The sequence below is a fragment of the Nonomuraea sp. NPDC050310 genome (genome assembly GCF_040655795.1).
GTDB lineage: Bacteria > Actinomycetota > Actinomycetes > Streptosporangiales > Streptosporangiaceae > Nonomuraea.
Window position 1 is genome coordinate 126,397 of sequence record NZ_JBFAKP010000009.1, and the last position, 17,099, is coordinate 143,495.

Annotated in this window: 17 protein-coding genes; 10 read left to right on the top strand and 7 right to left on the bottom strand. The window is 72.4% G+C overall.

Features of this window, described 5'->3' with window-relative positions:
- Positions 1-2: 2 nt before the first annotated feature.
- The 3 genes from AB0I67_RS22335 (at position 3) to AB0I67_RS22345 (ending at position 3,157) form a co-directional block, all read left to right on the top strand.
- Positions 3-1,271: an MFS transporter gene (locus AB0I67_RS22335; RefSeq protein ID WP_357926608.1), complete on the top strand. Its 1,269-nt coding sequence runs from the start codon at positions 3-5 to the stop codon at positions 1,269-1,271.
- An 85-nt stretch (positions 1,272-1,356) separates the two neighbouring features.
- A complete protein-coding gene (locus AB0I67_RS22340) occupies positions 1,357-2,013 on the top strand; it encodes a hypothetical protein (RefSeq protein ID WP_357926610.1) in 657 nt (218 codons plus the stop codon).
- Position 2,014: 1 nt separating this feature from the next.
- Positions 2,015-3,157: a copper amine oxidase gene (locus AB0I67_RS22345; RefSeq protein ID WP_357926613.1), complete on the top strand. Its 1,143-nt coding sequence runs from the start codon at positions 2,015-2,017 to the stop codon at positions 3,155-3,157.
- Here AB0I67_RS22345 and AB0I67_RS22350 read toward each other — a convergent pair.
- Positions 3,145-3,921 (bottom strand): hypothetical protein, encoded by a 777-nt coding sequence (locus tag AB0I67_RS22350; protein WP_357926616.1) that lies wholly within the window; start codon positions 3,919-3,921, stop codon positions 3,145-3,147. The two genes, AB0I67_RS22345 and AB0I67_RS22350, sit on opposite strands and share 13 nt — an antisense overlap.
- A 110-nt stretch (positions 3,922-4,031) precedes the next feature.
- Between AB0I67_RS22350 and glgB the strand changes: the two genes are divergently transcribed.
- The 4 genes from glgB (at position 4,032) to AB0I67_RS22370 (ending at position 10,687) form a co-directional block, all read left to right on the top strand.
- Complete coding sequence (gene glgB, locus AB0I67_RS22355) at positions 4,032-6,392, top strand: 1,4-alpha-glucan branching protein GlgB (RefSeq protein WP_357926619.1); 2,361 nt, start codon at positions 4,032-4,034, stop codon at positions 6,390-6,392.
- 52 nt (positions 6,393-6,444) lie between these two features.
- On the top strand, positions 6,445-8,358 hold the full coding sequence (locus tag AB0I67_RS22360; RefSeq protein WP_357926622.1) for a S8 family serine peptidase: 1,914 nt from the start codon (positions 6,445-6,447) through the stop codon (positions 8,356-8,358).
- Positions 8,359-8,562: 204 nt separating this feature from the next.
- Positions 8,563-10,254, top strand: a complete 1,692-nt coding sequence (gene sppA / locus AB0I67_RS22365; protein WP_357926625.1) for a signal peptide peptidase SppA — start codon at positions 8,563-8,565, stop codon at positions 10,252-10,254.
- 43 nt (positions 10,255-10,297) lie between these two features.
- Positions 10,298-10,687, top strand: a complete 390-nt coding sequence (locus AB0I67_RS22370) for a nuclear transport factor 2 family protein (protein ID WP_357926627.1) — start codon at positions 10,298-10,300, stop codon at positions 10,685-10,687.
- A 14-nt stretch (positions 10,688-10,701) separates the two neighbouring features.
- On the opposite strand, the gene AB0I67_RS22375 is transcribed toward AB0I67_RS22370, so the two are convergent.
- From AB0I67_RS22375 to AB0I67_RS22385, 3 genes are read right to left on the bottom strand one after another with little or no spacing between them, the layout of a single operon-like run.
- Entirely contained in the window at positions 10,702-11,490 is a 789-nt protein-coding gene (locus AB0I67_RS22375) for an NAD(P)H-binding protein (protein WP_357926630.1), read from the bottom strand.
- Positions 11,491-11,533: 43 nt separating this feature from the next.
- Positions 11,534-12,094, bottom strand: a complete 561-nt coding sequence (locus AB0I67_RS22380) for a vitamin K epoxide reductase family protein (protein ID WP_357926633.1) — start codon at positions 12,092-12,094, stop codon at positions 11,534-11,536.
- Complete coding sequence (locus AB0I67_RS22385; protein ID WP_357926635.1) at positions 12,075-12,770, bottom strand: thioredoxin domain-containing protein; 696 nt, start codon at positions 12,768-12,770, stop codon at positions 12,075-12,077. Before AB0I67_RS22385 ends, AB0I67_RS22380 begins: the two co-directional genes overlap by 20 nt.
- Positions 12,771-12,845: 75 nt before the next feature.
- On the opposite strand from AB0I67_RS22385, the gene AB0I67_RS22390 reads away from it, so the two are divergent.
- Genes AB0I67_RS22390 through AB0I67_RS22400 form a run of 3 tightly spaced genes read left to right on the top strand, consistent with a single transcriptional unit; the run spans position 12,846 to position 14,898 of the window.
- Positions 12,846-13,199, top strand: a complete 354-nt coding sequence (locus AB0I67_RS22390) for a BlaI/MecI/CopY family transcriptional regulator (RefSeq protein WP_357926638.1) — start codon at positions 12,846-12,848, stop codon at positions 13,197-13,199.
- Positions 13,196-14,323: a M56 family metallopeptidase gene (locus AB0I67_RS22395; protein WP_357926641.1), complete on the top strand. Its 1,128-nt coding sequence runs from the start codon at positions 13,196-13,198 to the stop codon at positions 14,321-14,323. The genes AB0I67_RS22390 and AB0I67_RS22395 overlap by 4 nt, the downstream gene beginning before the upstream one ends.
- Before the next feature lie 14 nt (positions 14,324-14,337).
- Positions 14,338-14,898, top strand: coding sequence for a histidine phosphatase family protein (locus AB0I67_RS22400; RefSeq protein ID WP_357926644.1), 561 nt, complete (start codon positions 14,338-14,340; stop codon positions 14,896-14,898).
- Between the two features lie 15 nt (positions 14,899-14,913).
- Here AB0I67_RS22400 and AB0I67_RS22405 read toward each other — a convergent pair whose 3' ends face one another.
- From AB0I67_RS22405 to AB0I67_RS22415, 3 genes are read right to left on the bottom strand one after another with little or no spacing between them, the layout of a single operon-like run.
- On the bottom strand, positions 14,914-15,396 hold the full coding sequence (locus AB0I67_RS22405) for a flavin reductase family protein (protein WP_357926647.1): 483 nt from the start codon (positions 15,394-15,396) through the stop codon (positions 14,914-14,916).
- A 44-nt stretch (positions 15,397-15,440) separates the two neighbouring features.
- Positions 15,441-16,358, bottom strand: coding sequence for an ABC transporter substrate-binding protein (locus AB0I67_RS22410; RefSeq protein ID WP_357926649.1), 918 nt, complete (start codon positions 16,356-16,358; stop codon positions 15,441-15,443).
- Between the two features lie 39 nt (positions 16,359-16,397).
- Positions 16,398-17,069 carry an ABC transporter permease subunit gene (locus AB0I67_RS22415; protein ID WP_357926652.1) on the bottom strand — a complete coding sequence of 224 codons (672 nt, stop codon included), beginning with the start codon at positions 17,067-17,069 and terminating at the stop codon, positions 16,398-16,400.
- Positions 17,070-17,099: the final 30 nt, after the last annotated feature.

The window sequence follows — 17,099 nt, forward strand, 5'->3', positions numbered from 1 at the left end:
GCATGTCCACTCTCGCGCCCGACACGCCTCCCGCTCCCCTCCGTCCCCGCCGCGGCCTGGTGGCCGCCATCGGCTTCGCGGAGCTCTTCTACGCCGCCGCCGGCGCCCTGCCGCTCATCCTCGGCCTCGGCCTGAAGATCCAGGAGCTCGCCCCCGGCGGCAAGGAGACCGTGCTCGGCCTGGTCACCGCCCTCGGCGGGCTGGCCACCGTGCTGGCCAACCCGATCAGCGGCCACCTGTCCGACCGCACCACCAGCCGGTACGGCATGCGCCGCCCCTGGATCCTCGGCGGCTCCCTGGTCGGCCTGGCCGGCCTGGCCGTGCTGGCCCTGGCCGGCACGGTCGCGCTGGTCGCCCTCGGCTGGGTCGTCGCGGTCTGCGGCTACCAGGCCATGGTCGCCGGCCTGACCGCGACCGTCGTCGACCAGTTCCCGCCCGAGCGCCGCCAGCGCGTGGCCGGCGTGTTCTCGATGTGCAACGTGGTGGGAGTCGTCCCGGCCATCCTCATCTCACAGGTGCTCAAGTCGTCGCTGCTGGCGCAGGTCGTGCTCTGCGGCCTGCTGGCCGTGGGAGCGGCGGCGGTGCTCTGCGCGGTGCTGCCCGACCGCCGGCTCGACCCCGCCGAACGCCGGCCGGTGAGCCTGCACAGCCTGGCCGCCTCGCTGCTGATCCTGCCCCGCCAGGCCCGCGACTTCCGGCTGTTGTGGGTGCAGCGGCTCCTGGTCAGCGTGGGCTTCGCGCTGATCTCCTCCTACTCGCTGTACTACCTGCAGAGCCGTCTGGCGATGCCGACCGCCGAGGCGGTCTCGCTGGTCGGGGTGACGACGCTGCTCGGGACCGGACTGTCCGGCCTGTTCGCCTACCTGGGCGGCCGGTGGGCGGGCCGGACCGGGCGCGGCAAGCCGTTCGTGCTCTGGGCGACGCTGATCCTGGCCGCGATGCTGGTGCTCAAGGCGGCCACGGCCAGCGTGCTGGTGGTCCTGGTGGTCACCGTGGTCAGCGGCGCGGCCACCGGCGTCTACTACGCGGTCGACCTGGGCCTGGTCACCCGCGTGCTGCCGGACGAGCGGGACGCCGGCCGCTTCCTCGGCGCCTTCTCGATGGCCAAGCACCTGCCCAGCGCGGTGGCCCCGGCGCTCGCCCCGGTGGTGCTGGCGATCGGCAGCGACCCCTTCGCCGCCGGACCGAACTACTTCCTGCTCTTCCTGACCTGCGGCCTCGTCACGCTCGCCGCCGCGCCGCTCGTCAATCTGGTGCGAGGGGTGCGTTAGCCGCAAATCACTGTTCCCCCTCGGCGGGCGACACGCCGCCTTTACTCTACGTTGGCGTAAGTCAACGTAGAGTAAAGGAGACGCCATGCGGCGAAGCCTGGTGCTCGGCGCCGCGGGGTTCGGGGCCGCGGCCGTCGCGGGCGCGGCCATGTTCCTGACCGGCGGCGCGGCGCCCGAAGCCGCGCAGGTCGCCCGGGTCACCCCCGCCCCCGGCGACCCGCTCACCCCCGACGAGGTGCGCCGCGCCGGCGAGATCGCCGGAGCCTCCTCGCGGGCGCACATGGCCGCCGGCCGCGTGGAACTGCTCTACGTCGAACGCGACGACGACAAGGCCGCCGAGCCGAACCGGCGGGCCGAGGCCTACCTGTACGACTACGCCGAGGACGCCGTCATCGTGCGGACCGTCGACCTGGGCCGCGGCACGGTCGTGCGGGAGAGCAAGGGCACCGGCGTGCAGCCGCCGCCCTCCAAGCGCGAGGAGGTCAGGGCGGCCGAGCTGCTGCTGGCCCACCCCAAGCTCGGCAAGGGCGTGCGCTCGGAGTTCCGCAAGGCCGCGGGGCGGGAGCTGCGCTCGGCCGCCGACCTGTCGTTGCGCGGGCTCATCTTCCGCGACAAGCAGGGGGCCTGCCGTACGCACCGGTGTGTCCGGCTGTTCGTGCGCCTGCCCGACGGCCGCTTCCTGGACACCAGCCGCATCGTCGTCGACCTGTCCGCCAAGACGGTTCACATCCTGGAGTGGTGACGTGATTCTCCCCCTGGCGCTGGCCGCCACGCTCCTGACCGCGCCGGCCGCCGCGCCCGCGCCCGACGCCAAGGAGTGCAGCTCGCCGTACCTGGTCGAGCAGACCCTGCCCAACGGCGCGCGCTGGCGGCTCTGCTGGGAGATGCGGAACATCGAGGGGCTCGCGATCACCCGCGTCAGCTACACGCCGGCCGGCTCCAAGGCCGTGCGCGTGCTGCGCACCGCGGCGCTGGCCCAGATCCACGTCCCCTACGACAGCGGCGAGCCGCGCTTCCACGACATCGGCGCGCTCGGCCCGAGCGCCATCGCGCTGACCGACGCCGACTGCCCCGACGGCGAGCGGCGCGAGCAGAAGGTCTGCGTGCTGACCCGGCCGCGCGGGCACGCCTTCCTCAAGGACGGGTACGGCGACGCCGCCCAGCGCAGGTCCGCGCAGGGCCGCGAGCTGGTGGTGCTGAGCGCCTACCAGGTCGGCTGGTACACCTACATCGCCGAGTGGATCCTCGGCGACGACGGCTCGATCACCCCGCGGGTGGGCGCGACCGGCTCGCTGGCCGGCTTCACCACCGCGCCGAAGCACGGCTGGCCGATCGGCGTGGGACGCAAGCACTTCGAGGAGTCGCACAGCCACAACATCTTCTGGCGGCTCGACTTCGACCTCAACGGCAAGGGCCGCGACGTGGTGGAGCAGTACGACTTCGCCGGCAACGGCACCAAGAAGCGCACGATGGCCCGCACGGTCTTCAAGCGCGAGACCAAGGCCCTGAACCAGCGGATGCGCTGGTGGCGCGTGGTCGACCCCAGGGTGCTCAACGCCGACCGGCACCCGGTCTCGTGGGAGATCAACAACTCCGACAGCTCGGAGTACCGCGGCCCGAAGGACGAGGGCTTCACCCACTCCGACGTCTACGTGACGCAGTACCGCGCCTGCGAGCGGCTGGCCAGCATGAACTCCGCGCCCAGGTGCAAGGAGTCGGTCGACGCCTACACCGGCCGCGAGCGGCTCACCGACCCGGTGCTCTGGGTCAACGTCGGCTTCCACCACGTCGCCCGCGACGAGGACGCCGATCCGATGCCGGTGCACTGGCAGGGCTTCCGCGTCACGCCGCGCGACGTGACGGCCAAGAACCCCTACGCCGGCTGAGCGAGGTCCCGGGCCGAGCCCGCGGCCCAGAGCGGCAGGAAGACGGAGTAGACGACCCCGGTCAGCGCGCCCAGGGCCAGGCCGGGGTCGTAGAGCTCGACCGGCGGGGTCATCGGCATGAGCGCCACCAGCGCGGCCACGTAGATCCAGCCGAAGACCCGGGTGGAGCGGCGGAAGCGCCCGTCCTTGGCCTGCCCGGCCAGGGCGAAGGCGCGCCAGCCAGGAACGCCGAGCTCGTTGCCGGCCAGGGCCACCGCGACCAGCACCGCCACCCACAGCGGGGTGGAGTGCGGGAAACCCATCTGCGCCATGGCCGCGGGGAAGTACAGGAACCGCGCCAGCAGCGCGACGACGAGGCCCGCCTTGATCCACGCCGGGCAGCGCAGCTCCAGCAGCAGGAGGACGGCGAGCGCGAGGGTGGCGGCGAACTCCAGCGGCCCGGGGTCGAACAGCACCTGCACCACGGCCAGGGCGGCCACGCCGTACAGGACGAGGGCCAGGATGCGGGGCCGGCCGGACGGAGGCAGCGTGAACGGGTCGCGCACGACGCGCCAGAGCATCCACGCGTGCCCGGCGACACCCGCCAGCAGAACCAGCAGCCCGGCCACGTCGGGCCGCACGCCGGTGTCGAGCGCGGTGCCGAGCCGCCAGGCGTGGGCGAAATCGGCCGAGACGTATCCGGCGACGAGCGCGGCCACGGCCGCCACGACGTAGATCCCGGACACGACCAGCGCTGTCCTGCCGTTTCGGTATTCGACGAGCACGGAAGGATTTAACACCCGCGACACCCTAGATGTTCTGTCCCACGGTCGGATACCCCTGCCACAGTGGGTTGAGGCACATGGAAAGAGCCGAGTCGGGCAGGGTTGGGGACATGTCGGTGAACACAGAGTTCGAGCGCCTCGCGGGCGGGGCCCACCACGATCCGCACTCGATCCTGGGGGCCCACCCGGGCCCGGAGGGGATCAGCTTCCGCGCCCTCCGGCCACTGGCCGAACGGGTGACGGTGATCTTCGAGGACGGTACCCGGCACGAGGCCGAGCACGTCGCGCACGGCGTGTTCGAGGCCACCGTCGCCGGGCTCGACAAGGCGCCCGGCTACACCTTCGAGGTGCGATACGCCGGGGGCGAGCCGTACATCGCGCACGACCCCTACCGGCACTGGCCGACGCTGGGCGAGGTGGACCTGCACCTCATCGGCGAGGGCCGGCACGAGCGGCTGTGGGAGGCGCTCGGCGCGCGGGTCATGCGCCACGAGGAGGTCGAGGGCACGGCCTTCGCCGTGTGGGCGCCGAACGCCCGCGGCGTGCGGGTGGTGGGCGACTTCAACCACTGGGGCACCGACTACCCGATGCGCTCGCTGGGCCGCTCCGGCGTGTGGGAGCTGTTCATCCCCGGCCTGGGCGCGGGCGAGCGGTACAAGTACCAGATCCTGGGCGTGGACGGCGTCTGGCGCGACAAGGCCGACCCGATGGCCCGCCGGACCGAGGTGCCGCCGCAGACCGCCTCGGTCGTGGAGGCCTCCGGCTACGCCTGGGGCGACGCGGACTGGCGGGCCGAGCTGGCCGAGAGCCAGGCGCAGCGGCGGCCGATGAGCGTCTACGAGGTGCACCTGGGCTCCTGGCGGCCGGGCCTGTCCTACGAGCAGCTCGCCACCGAGCTGGTGGACTACGTGCACGAGATGGGCTTCACGCACGTGGAGTTCCTGCCGGTCGCCGAGCACCCCTTCGGCGGGTCGTGGGGCTACCAGGTGACCTCCTACTACGCGCCGACCTCGCGGTTCGGCACGCCCGACGAGTTCCGCTTCCTGGTGGACCGGCTGCACCAGGCGGGCATCGGCGTCTTCCTCGACTGGGTGCCCGCGCACTTCCCGATGGACGACTGGGCGCTGGCCCGCTTCGACGGCACCCCGCTGTACGAGCACGCCGACCCGGCCCGCGGCGAGCACCCCGACTGGGGGACCTACGTCTTCGACTTCGGGCGGCGCGAGGTGCGCAACTTCCTGGTCGCCAACGCGCTCTACTGGCTGGAGGAGTTCCACATCGACGGGCTGCGGGTGGACGCGGTCGCCTCGATGCTCTACCTCGACTACTCCCGGCGCGAGGGCGAGTGGACCCCGAACGTGCACGGCGGACGGGAGAACCTCGACGCGGTGGAGTTCCTCAAGGAGCTGAACGAGGTCTGCTACCGGCGGGTGCCGGGCATCGCCACCATCGCCGAGGAGTCGACCGCCTGGCCGGGCGTCTCGCGGCCGGTCTACCTGGGCGGGCTGGGCTTCGGCTTCAAATGGAACATGGGCTGGATGCACGACACCCTCGCCTACCTGAAGCACGAGCCGGTCTTCCGGCAGTACCACCACCATCAGGCGACCTTCTCGCTGATGTACGCCTTCAGCGAGAACTTCGTGCTGCCGCTCTCCCACGACGAGGTCGTGCACGGCAAGGGCTCCCTGCTCGGCAAGCTGCCGGGCGACGAGTGGCAGCGCTTCGCGCAGCTCCGGGCGCTGTTCGCCTACATGTGGGCGCATCCGGGCAAGCAGCTCCTCTTCATGGGCGGCGAGTTCGGCCAGGGTTCGGAGTGGTCGGAGGAGCGCGGGCTCGACTGGTGGGTGCTGCAGTTCGACGGGCACCAGGGCGTGCAGAAGGCGGTGCGCGACCTCAACCGGGTCTACCGTGAGACCCCGGCGCTGTGGGAGCTGGACCACACGCCCGAGGGGTTCCGGTGGATCGACGCCGACGACGCCTCCGGGAACACGCTGTCCTTCCTGCGGTACGCGGCCGACGGGTCGGCGCTGGCGTGCGTGGTGAACTTCAGCGGGGAGCCGCACGAGGACTACCGCATCGGGCTGCCCGAGGCCGGGCAGTGGTCCGAGGTGCTCAACACCGACGCCTTCGAGTACGCCGGCAGCGGGGTGGGCAACCTCGGGGCGGTGGAGGCGTCCGGGCCGGCCTGGCACGGGCTGCCGTACTCGGCGGTGTTGCGGGTGCCGCCGCTCGGGGCGATCTGGCTGCGCAGCCCGCAGGTCGGCGAGCCGGCGGTCGAGGTGCTCACCGAGCCGGTCCTGGTGCAGGTCGCAGACGCCGACGAGACGGTGGTCCCGCCGCCGGCCCCGGCTTCGGGATCGGTGGTCCCGCCACCGGCTCCGGCTTCCGGCCAGGGTGCGGGGACGGTCGTTCCGCCGCCGGCGCCGGCCTCTGGGACGGCGGTTCCGCCGCCTGCTCCCGGCGAGGCCTAGGCGTCTCGGACGTGTCGCCTTAGACTCCGAGAGATCATCCTTCGGAGGATTTGTGCGACTTCGACTGCTGCTGGCGGGACTCCTGGTGGGTCTCACCCTTCCCGCCACCCCCGCCCTGGCCGACGATCCCAAGATCGAGCAGGGGCTGGGCACGGGTCCCGTCCGCGTGATCGTCGAGGTCACCGACTCCGCCGCGGTCGCGCCGGTGGCGGCGGAGTCGACGGCCGAGGTGCTGGTGCAGGCCCCGGTGTCCGACCCCGCCCCCTCGGCCACTCCCTCGGCCGCTCCTTCAGCCACGCCCTCGGGCACGGTCTTACCGTCCCCCTCCCCGACCCAGAGCCCCACCGCGGCCCCCGCTCCCGTGGTGGAGCCGAAGCCCTTCCTCGTCGTCGAAGGCACCCCCGAGCAACTCGCCGAACTGGCTGAGGACCCGCGCGTCACCGGCATCCGCCGCGACCGCGCCTTCCCGCCCGCCGCGCTCAACACCCTGCCGCAGATCGGCGCCGACAAGGCCCACGCGGCCGGCTTCACCGGCGCCGGCCAGGCCATCGCCATCCTGGACACCGGCATCGACCGCGACCACCCCGCCTTCGCCGGGAAGATCGTCGGCGAGGCGTGCTTCTCCGCCGCCGACGACACCGCCCGCTCGCTCTGCCCGAACGGCCAGACCACGCAGACCGGCGAGGGCGCCGCCGACGCCGAGACGGCGCTGTGCGCGAGCCTGTGCGACCACGGCAGCCACGTGGCCGGCATCGCCTCCGGCGTCGCGCCGGGCGCGAGCCTGGTGGCGGTGCAGATCTTCTCCCGGCACGACTCCCCCGACGTCTGCGGCGACGAGGGGCCGTGCGTGCTGGCGTACGAGTCGTCGCTGCTCCAGGCGATCGACTATCTCACCACCGCGCAGGTGCCGGTGCCGCTCGCCGCGGTCAACCTGAGCCTGGGCGGCCAGCCGTACGAGAGCGCCTGTGACGACGCGGTCTTCAAGCCGAAGTTCGACGCGCTGCTGGCCAAGGGCATCGCGCCGGTGGTCGCGGCCGGGAACGAGTCCTTCGAGGGCGTCACCTTCCCCGGCTGCATCTCCTCCGCGGTGACCGTCGGCGCGACCGACGCGACCGACGGCGTGGCCTTCTTCTCCAACCGCGGCCCGCTGCTCGACCTGCTCGCGCCCGGCGTGGACGTGGAGTCGGCCGTGCCCGACGACCTGACCGCGGTGCACAGCGGCACCTCCATGTCCGCCCCGCACGTGGCCGGGACCCTGGCCGTCCTCAAGGCCCGCACGCCGGGGGCGAGCGTCGACTCGCTGGTGGACGCGCTCAAGCGCACCGGCCCGCCGGTCACCTACCCCTTCGGTGACAGTACGGCGAGCACGCCGCGCATCGACCTCAACGGCGCCATCACCGGCGTCCCGCCGACCCCCTCGCCCAGCGGCCCCACGCCCACGCCCGTCCCCGACGACTCCCCGTCCGGCGACGAGGACCCGAACGACGGCACGGGAGACGGCACGGACGGCACCGACGACCCGACCGACGACCCGACGGACGAGAACCCCACCGACGAGCCGACCGACGAGCAGACGACCACGCCGCCCCCGGCCACCGTCGTGCCGCTGCCCGCGATCACCGTGACCGTCACCGTGACGGTGACCCCCACGCCCGGCCCGGCCGCCGCCCCCGTCTGCACCAGAGGTACGGCGGGCGCCCGGCTGAGCGCCGCCCAGTGGGCCACGGAGATCCACCGCTCCACCGGCACGATCGCCGACGCCACGCTGGTCTGCTACCTGAAGCTGGTCGGCAAGGCCAGCCGGGTCTTCCCCGAGCTGACCAAGGCCTCCACCCTCGGCACGGCCTACAAGGTGCTCAAGAAGGGCAAGGACCGGGCCCTGCTGACCGCCTGGCTCAACTGGGCGCACGGCAAGAACGGCACCACGGCGCTGCGGAAGGCGGAGAAGACCCGGCTGTCCGCCTGACCCCGCCCGATCGGCAGTAAAGAGTGCATAACGGTGATCGGGACCGCATGTCGACCGGCGGTCCCGTCACTACCCTCGGGTGATCCGGTACGGCCGACGCCTCAGGCCATCTCCGTGGGGCGCCGGCCGTACCATCTGTGCCGTTTCCTGCCGACCCGGCAGGCCACCCGCCCATGACCGGCCCACGGCGATTAGGGTGGCTCCATGGACGCGAGCAAGGCGATCATGGAAACCTTCGACCGGATCCGTCAGCGGCGCACGGCCCCGCTGGTCCTGGAGCTCGACCTGACCGAAGGGCTCACCGCCGGCCCACCGGCCGATCCGCTCTCCGCCCTGCTCAGCATGCGCAAGCCGCGCCTGGCCGACGTGCTCTCCGGCCTGAAGCGCGCCCGCCAGGACCCGCGGGTCAAGGCGCTCATCGTCAAGATCGGCGGCAACCCGCTGGGCTTCGCCACGGTCCAGGAGCTGCGCCAGGCGATCATCCACTTCCGCTCCTCCGGCAAGCTCACCGTCGCCTTCTCCGAGACCTTCGGCGAGTTCGGCAACGGCACCGTGCCGTACTACCTGGCCAGCGCCTTCGACAAGGTCTACCTGCAGCCGAGCGGCGACGTCGGCCTCACCGGCATCGCGCTGGAGCAGCGCTTCCTCAAGGGCGCCCTGGACAAGCTCGGCGTCTCCTACGAGGGCGGCCAGCGGCAGGAGTACAAGACCGCGCCGAACATGTTCACCCAGGACCACATGACCGAGCCGCACCGCGAGTCGCTGGCGCGGATCGCCGAGTCGGTCACCCGGCAGATCGTCACCGGCATCGCCGAGGGCCGCCGCCTTGACCCGGACAAGGTCCGCGAACTGATCGACCGCGGCCCGTTCATCGGCGCCGAGGCCGTCGAGGCTGGCCTGGTCGACCGGCTGGCCTACCGCGACGAGGTCTACGACGAGGTACGGCAGGCCGCGGGCGAGTCGGCGGCGCTGCTGTTCGTCTCCCGCTACATCAAGGGCCCCAAGCTGCCGGCCCGGCCCGGCGCGGGCATCGCCCTGGTCCACGGGCACGGCCCGATCCGGCTCGGCCGCAGCGGGCGCAGCCCCCTCGGCGGCGACGGCGCGGCGATGGGCTCCGACACGATCAGCGCGGCCATCCGCAGCGCTCGCCGCGACGACCAGATCAAGGCCGTCGTCTTCCGGGTGGACAGCCCCGGCGGGTCCTACGTCGCCTCCGACGCCGTCTGGCGCGAGATCGTGCTCACCCGCAAGGTCAAGCCGGTCATCGTCTCGATGGGCGACCTGGCCGCCTCGGGCGGCTACTTCGTCGCCATGGCGGCCGACGTGATCGTCGCGCAGCCGGGCACGCTCACCGGCTCCATCGGCGTCTTCGGCGGCAAGCCGGTCCTGGCCGAGCTGCTGGACAAGGTCGGCGTCACCTCGGACGTGGTGGCCGAAGGCGGCAACGCGGCGATGTTCTCCACCGCCCGCGGCTTCTCGCCCGAGCAGTGGGAGCGGATCAACGCCTGGCTCGACCGGATCTACCACGACTTCGTGGGCAAGGTCGCCGACGGCCGCAAGCTCCCGCTCGAGCGGGCCCACGAGCTGGCCAAGGGCCGGGTCTGGACCGGCGCCGACGCCCGCGACGGCGGCCTGGTCGACGAGGTCGGCGGGCTGGAGGACGCGCTCGGCATCGCCCGCAAGCGGGCCGGCCTCAGCGCCGACGCCCCGGTCCGCAGCTACCCGCGCCTGCACCCGCTGGAGCGGCTGCGCGGGCCCGACAGCAGCGAGGACCGCGCCGCGGCCCTCACCCGGATGCGGCTGGAGGCGTGGGGGCCGTTCGCCGACCTCGCCGCCACGCTGGGCCTGCCCGCCCAGGGGCCGCTCGTGCTCCCGGGGCGGCTCGTCATCCGCTGAGCCCGGCGGACTTTGTCGGTGGGTACGGCTAGCGTCCTGGCCCATGGACGAGAGGGTGACCGCCGGGACGCGGCAGGCCGTGCACGACTACATCGACAGCGCCGAGCGGCGCGACTGGGTGCGGTTCGGGGCGTTGCTGGACGACGCGGTGGTCTATGAGATGCCGCAGACCCGGGAGCGGATTCGCGGGAAGGCGGCCTACCTGCGGTTCAACCAGGAGTACCCCGGCGACTGGCACCTGACCGCCCGGCGGGTGGTGGCCGACGGGCGGTGGGCGGCGGCGTGGATCGACGCGCGGGTGGGCGCGGAGCACCAGGACGCCTGCGCCTGGTTCGAGTTCTCCGAGGCGGGGTTGATCACGCGGGTGACCGACTTCTGGCCCGACCCCTACGAGCCGCCCGCCGCCCGGGAGCACCTGGTCGAGCGCTGGTAGGGGCTCGCGTCGGCCTACCAGGAGGCCTCGGCGGCGTAGGTCTCGAAGGGCTTGGGGTCGCGGCCGGTGACCTGGCGCACCACGTCGGTGGGCTCGGCGTCGCCGTGCGCGCGCAACGCGGCGAAGGCCTCCAGGTCCGCCTTGACCTGCTCCTCGGGCAGCCCGGCCGCGCGCATCGCCGCCAGGTAGGCCTCCGGCGTGCCGTCGAAGCGCACCTCGCGCCCGGCGGCCCGGCTGATGACGGCCACCGCGTCCGCGAAGGACAGCGCGCGCGGGCCGGTGACCTCGTAACTACGCCCCTCGTGGCCGTCGCGGGTGAGCGCGGCGACCACAACGGCGGCGATGTCACCGGCGTCCACGAACGGCTGCCGCAGCTCACCGACCGGCACCGCGACCTGCCCGGCCCGCACGGCCTCGCGCAGGAAGCCCTCGTCGAAGTTCTGGTCGAACCACGAGGGCCGCACGATCGTCCACTGCACGCCCGAGTCCTTGACCGTGCGCTCGGCGGCCAGCAGCCGCTCGTCCCGCATGACCTCGATGCCCCCGCTGGACAGCAGCACGATCCGGCGCACCCCGCTGCGCACCGCCTGCGCGACCAGCTCCGGCTCGATCGGCTGGCCGTCCGGCGCCATGAGGAACATGCGCTCGATGCCTTCGAGGGCCGGCCGCCAGGTCTTGCGGTCGGACCAGTCGAAGGGGATGGGGGTGTGCCGGGAGGCGACGCGGATCGCGTTCCCTCCGGCTTCCAGCATGGCCGCCACCCGGCGGCCGATCGTTCCCGTCGCACCCAGAACCAGCATCATGCCCAGTCACGTGCCCCGAATCGCGGCGAAATCCCAGGCTCCGCTAGAGCAAAGTGCTCCAGTAGCTCCAGAACCGCACCAGGATCAGGGTGACGACCGCCAGGAACCACAGCACGATCGGCACCGTGTGGTAGCCGCTGCGCCGCAGGTTGTGCAGGGTGACGTACCAGAAGAGCACTGCGGTGACCGCCCAGACCACCATGCAGTAGGGGCACAGCGCGCCGATCTCGTAGAGGCTCTGGTAGATCAGCCAGTGCACGAGGACGAAGCCGAGGCTCACGCCGGTCTGCAGGCCGTACCAGAACCAGCGGGGCAGACTCGCGCCGGCGAGCAGGGCCGCGCCGACGGTCGTGACGACGGCGAAGGCGGCCACGCCGAGCAGCGGGTTGGGGAAGCCGAACAGCTCGGCCTGCCAGGTGCGCATGATCGAGCCGCACGACAGGACCGGGTTGAGGCTGCAGCTCGGGACGTAGCCGGGGTTCTTGAGCAGCGCGATCTTCTCGACGCTCAGCACGAAGGAGGCCAGCAGGCCGATCGCGCCGCCGCTCAGCAGCAACCACGGCAGCAGCCGCGGGAACGGGGCCTCAGCGCTTGAGTGCGGCATCGATGAGGGCCTTGAACTCGTCGGCGGACTGCGGCTGGATCTTCGTGCCGTTGAGGAAGAAGGTCGGCGTGCCCTCGACCCCGAGGGCCTGGCCCTCCTCGGCGTCCTTGGTCACCCGCTTCAGGGTCGCCGGGTCGCGGTAGGCCTTCTCCCAGGCGGCCACGTCGAGGCCGAGGTCCTGCGCGTAGCCGCGGAAGGTCTGGTCGGCCGGCACCCGCTTCTCGCCCCACTCGGGCTGCCGCTCGAACATCCGCTGGTACATCGCCTCGAACTTGCCCTGCTGCGCCGCGGCCTCGACGGCGCGCGCGGCGCGCTCGGCGTTGAAGTGGCTGGCGATCGGGAAGTAGCGCACCACGAAGGTGACCTTGCCCGCGTAGTCCTTGCGGAGCTGTTCCACCACCGGGTAGTGGGCGGCGCAGCCCTCGCACTCGAAGTCGAGGAACTCCACCAACGTGACCTTGCCGTCCGGGGCGGTCTGCAGCCGGTGGCTGTCGGCGCGCACGGCCTGGGGCCCGCCACCGCTCTCGGCGACGGGGGCGCGGTTGATGAGCACGATCGCCGCCAGCACGACGGCGAAGACGCCGATCACCGTGAGCGTGACGGCGAGATTCCGCTTGCGTGCCGCGCGCTGGGTGTCCTGGGCGCGCATCGCCGCGATCTTCTCTTTTCTCGACATGCCTCTACTTCTACACGACGTAGAAGACGATTGTCGCGTAATCTTCTACTTGTTGTCGAAGAAGGGGGTCCACCCGTGCGGCTGGGCAATCTGGAGCGCTCGATCATGGAAGCCCTCTGGGAGCACCCCGACGGCCTCCTGGCCCAGGAGGTCGCCGCCGCGGTGCCCTCCGAGCCCGCGGTGACCACCGTGCTCACCGTGCTGGTACGGCTGACGCACAAGGGCCTGGTCACCCGCGAGGCCGCCGGCCGGGCGCACCGCTACCGCGCCACGGGCACCAAGGACGCCTTCGTCGCCGAGACCATGCGGGCCGCGCTCGACGAGGCGGGCAACCTCAGCGCGGCGGTCAACCGCTTCGTCGGCACCGTCTCCCCCGAGGTCGCCAGCGCCCTGCGCGCCGCGCTCGACGAGCGCCGGGGCCAGTCGTGATCGGCTGGGCGCTGCTCGCCGGACTGTGCCTGCTGCCGCTCGCCTTCGCCCGCCGCCTGGCCGGGGCCGCCTGGGTACGCCGGCAGCCGCGGGCCGCGCTCGTCCTGTGGCAGGCGATGGCCTTCGCCGCCGGGCTGGGCGCGGTCAGCCTGGGGCTGGTCGCGGCGGTCACCCCGCTGGCGGCGGCCTTCCCGCACGGCATGCACGCCTTCGCCCACCAGCTCCTGGCCGGGGAAGGGCTGGCCGGTCTCGGTCCCGCCCACCTGGCCGCCCTGGTGTGGTCGGTCGGGCTGCTCGGCTGGCTGGCCGGGCACATCGTGCTGACCACCGTCCGCACCCGCGCCGAGCAGCGGCGCCAGCGGCTCATGATCGACCTGGTCGCCGAGCACTCGGCGGCGCACGACGCGCACGTGCTGCCGGGGGACGAGCCGGTGGCCTACTGCGTCTCGGGCCGGGTCGTGCTCAGCCGGGGCACGATCGACCTTCTCACCGCCGAGGAGCTGCAGGCCGTACTCGCGCACGAGCGGGCGCACGCCTCGGGGCGGCACGATCTGGTGATGTTGCCGTTCGTCGCGCTGGGCAACGCCTTCCCGCGGCTGCCGTTCGCCCGGGTCGCGCGGGAGGCGGTGCTCGGGCTGCTGGAGATGCTGGCCGACGACTCGGCCCGGCGGACGCACGGCGACCTCGTCCTCGCCGGAGCCATCGTCCAAATGATCACCCCGGCCGCCGCCGCGCCGGTCACCCCGACCGGTTCTACGGCCACCATCCCGCCCGCCGCCTCCCCCGGTTCGCCCGGTTCGCCCTCCGCCCCCTCGCCCGGTTTCGCCTTCGCCGAAGGGGTGGTCGTGCACCGGGTCGAGCGCCTGCTGGGCGGTCTGGGCCGGGGCTCCCGGCTGCTGGCCGCGGCGGCCTACTGTGCCTCCGCCCTGCTGGTCAGCGGCCCGGCCGCGGTGGCCGTCGCCCCGATCATGTGCAGCGCCCGCCTGCTGGAGTGCGAGGCCGACCGCGCGGCGGTCGCGGTGTGCACGCCCAGTGGCCGTTGCGAGAACGCCCACCCCTCCGCCGCCCGCCCGCACGAGCCGCACCTGCACACCCACCCGCGCGCCGCCTCGGCCTCGCGCTGACCCCCGGGCCGCCCATGATCTGGCTGGATGTCCGCCGCCACAGTCTGACCAAGAAGGGCCCGGCCCGTGGCCGCGGTTCGCACCTGTCCGCCGAGGGCGTCGCGCTGGCCCGCCTGATCGGCGCCGGGGCCGGCCCCTATGAGCGGGTCGTCACCAGCGCGTCTCCGCGCGCCGTCGAGACCGCCGTCGCGATGGGCTTCGCGGTGGACGACACCGCGGAGTGGCCGTCGGGCTATGTGGCGGACGAGATCCCCCGGCACGCGCAGTGGGAGTGGGCCGACCCCTACCAGCGGCTCGCGGCCGTCGTCCGGGCGGGCCGCACGGCTGCGGGGGTGGCCGGGGAACTGCGGGGGATCTTCCTGGACGCGCTCGACGGGGTCGGCGAGGGTGGCTCGGCGCTGCTGGTCGGGCATGGCGGGGCGATCGAGCTGGCGCTGGCGGCCTGTTTCCCGGACGGGGATCACGCTTCCTGGGGTGCGCCGTTCGCGCACTGCGACGGCGTACGGCTGGGCTTCACCGGCGGGCGCTTCGCGACCCTCGCCTTCGACCGAGCCGTCACCTATACCGGGCGATAGCACCCGCCCAGGAAGCTACACGGGGCGGTAGCGGGCGCGGAGGCGGACGAGCGGCTGGGTCGAGGAGTCGATGTAGTCCACGGCCAGCACCCGGGCGATGAACAACGTGTGGTCCCCGGCGGGCACGACCTGGGAGGTCTCCAGTTCGAGCGCGGCCACCCCGCCCTCGACGACGAAGGCCCCGGTGTGCTCGCCCCGGTGGTGGGGCACGCCGGCGACGAGATGCCGGGCGCTGGGCCGGCCGGCGGTCGCGAACCGGCTGGCGATGGCGGCCTGCCCGGCGCCGAGCAGGGAGGCGGCCCAGCGGTCCTGCCGCAGCAGCACCTCGCTGAGATAGCCGGTGGAGCCGAGCGAGACGAGGACGAGCGGCGGGTTCATGGACACCGACATGAGGGCCGACACCGTAGAGCCGAGGTCGTCCCGCCCGTCCCGGACGGTGATGACCCCCACTCCGGCGGCGAGTTGTGCCATGGCTTCCCGGAAGTCACTCACGCTCACGTCTGGAAGGGTACGTGAGCGCGAGTGAGCTTCGGCGAGCCGGGTCAGGCCAGGCCGTTGGCGGTGAGCCACTCCTTGGCCACCGCGGCGGCGTCCTGCTTGTCGATCGACAGCTTCTTCATCATCTCGACGAGGCCCTCGGTGGTGAGCTTGGCCGAGACGGCGTTGAGCGTGGTGCGGACGGTGTCGTTGACGGCCGCCTTGTTCACCAGCGGGGTGACGTTCTGGGCGCTGAAGACGCTCTTCGGGTCCTCCAGCGACACCATGTTGTTGATCAGGATCTTGGGGTCGGTGGTGAAGACGTTGCCGGCCTGGACGGTGCCGTCCTTGATCGCGTCGGCGGTGGTGTCGCCGGTCGGCTTCCACTCCTTGAACTCGACGCCGTAGACGTCCTTGAACTGCTGCTCACGACGCTGCTTGAACTCAGGCGGGCCGCCGACGGCGAACTCCTTGGAGACCTTGGCGAGGTCTTCAATGGTCTTGAGGTTGTACTTGGTCGCGGTCTCCTTGGTGACCGTGAGCGAGTCGCTGTCCTGGGCGGCGGAGGACTCGAGGATCTCCAGCTCGGCCGGGAGCTTGGACTTGAGCGCCGCGTTGACGTCGGCGGTCGAGGCGGCGGTGGCCTTCGGGTCGACGAAGAACAGCAGGCCGCCGTTGTACTCGGGCAGCACGCTGAGCTGGCCCGACTGGATCAGCTTGTAGATGACCTCACGGCTGCCGACGTTCGGCTTCTCCTCGACCTGCACGCCCTTGGCCTTGAGCGCCTGGGCGTAGATGGAGGCGAGGAGCACGTTCTCCGGGAAGTTGGCCGAGCCGACCACGACCTTCCCGCCCCCGCCGGCGGCGGAACTCCCGCCCGGCGCCGGGGTCGCGCTCGTGGTGAGCGGGTCGCCGGAACCGCAGGCGGACAAGGTGAGCGCTGCGGTGAGGAAAAGCGCCGCCGCGCTGAAAATGCGTCTCATGGAACCTATTTCCCTTCTAAGCGGGGGGTATTGCAGAGATTAGCGGATACGAACTCGCTGGCTCACCCCCGGTGAGACCGTCAGCCTCTGGGTGATCGCGAAAACCGACTGCGCGGCCAAGGCGAACAACACGATCAGTACTGAACCGCCGACCACCTGGCTGTAATCCCGGGTGGCCAGACCGTCGATGATGTACCTGCCCAGCCCGCCGAGCCCGACGTAAGCCGCGACCGCGGCCGTGGCCACGATCTGGACCGCGGCCAGCCGCAGGCCGAGCAGGATGAGCGGCAGCGCGACCGGCACGAGCACCTTGAGCAGCACCTGCGGGCCACGCAGGCCCATGCCGTACGCGGCGTCACGCAGCTCGGGATCGACGCCGCGGATGCCCTCGAAGGTGTTGACCAGGATGGGCGGTACGGCAAGCGCCACCAGCGGGATCAGCACCGGCCAGATGGAGGCGGTGCCGAGCAGCAGCACCAGCAGCACCAGCAGGCCGAGCGTCGGCAGCGCCCGCGCCAGGTTGGCCGAGACGACCACCAGCAGCCCGCCGCGCCCGGTGTGCCCGACCAGCAGCCCGAGCGGGATGCCGATCAGCGCGGCCAGGGCCAGCGCGACCAGCGAGAACCCGAGGTGCTCGACCAGCCGCTGCGGGATGCCGCTCGAACCGCTCCAGTTGGCCGGATCGGTGAAGAAGTCGATCAACCAGTTCATGCCGGCCTCCGGCCCGCAGCGCCTCGCGTC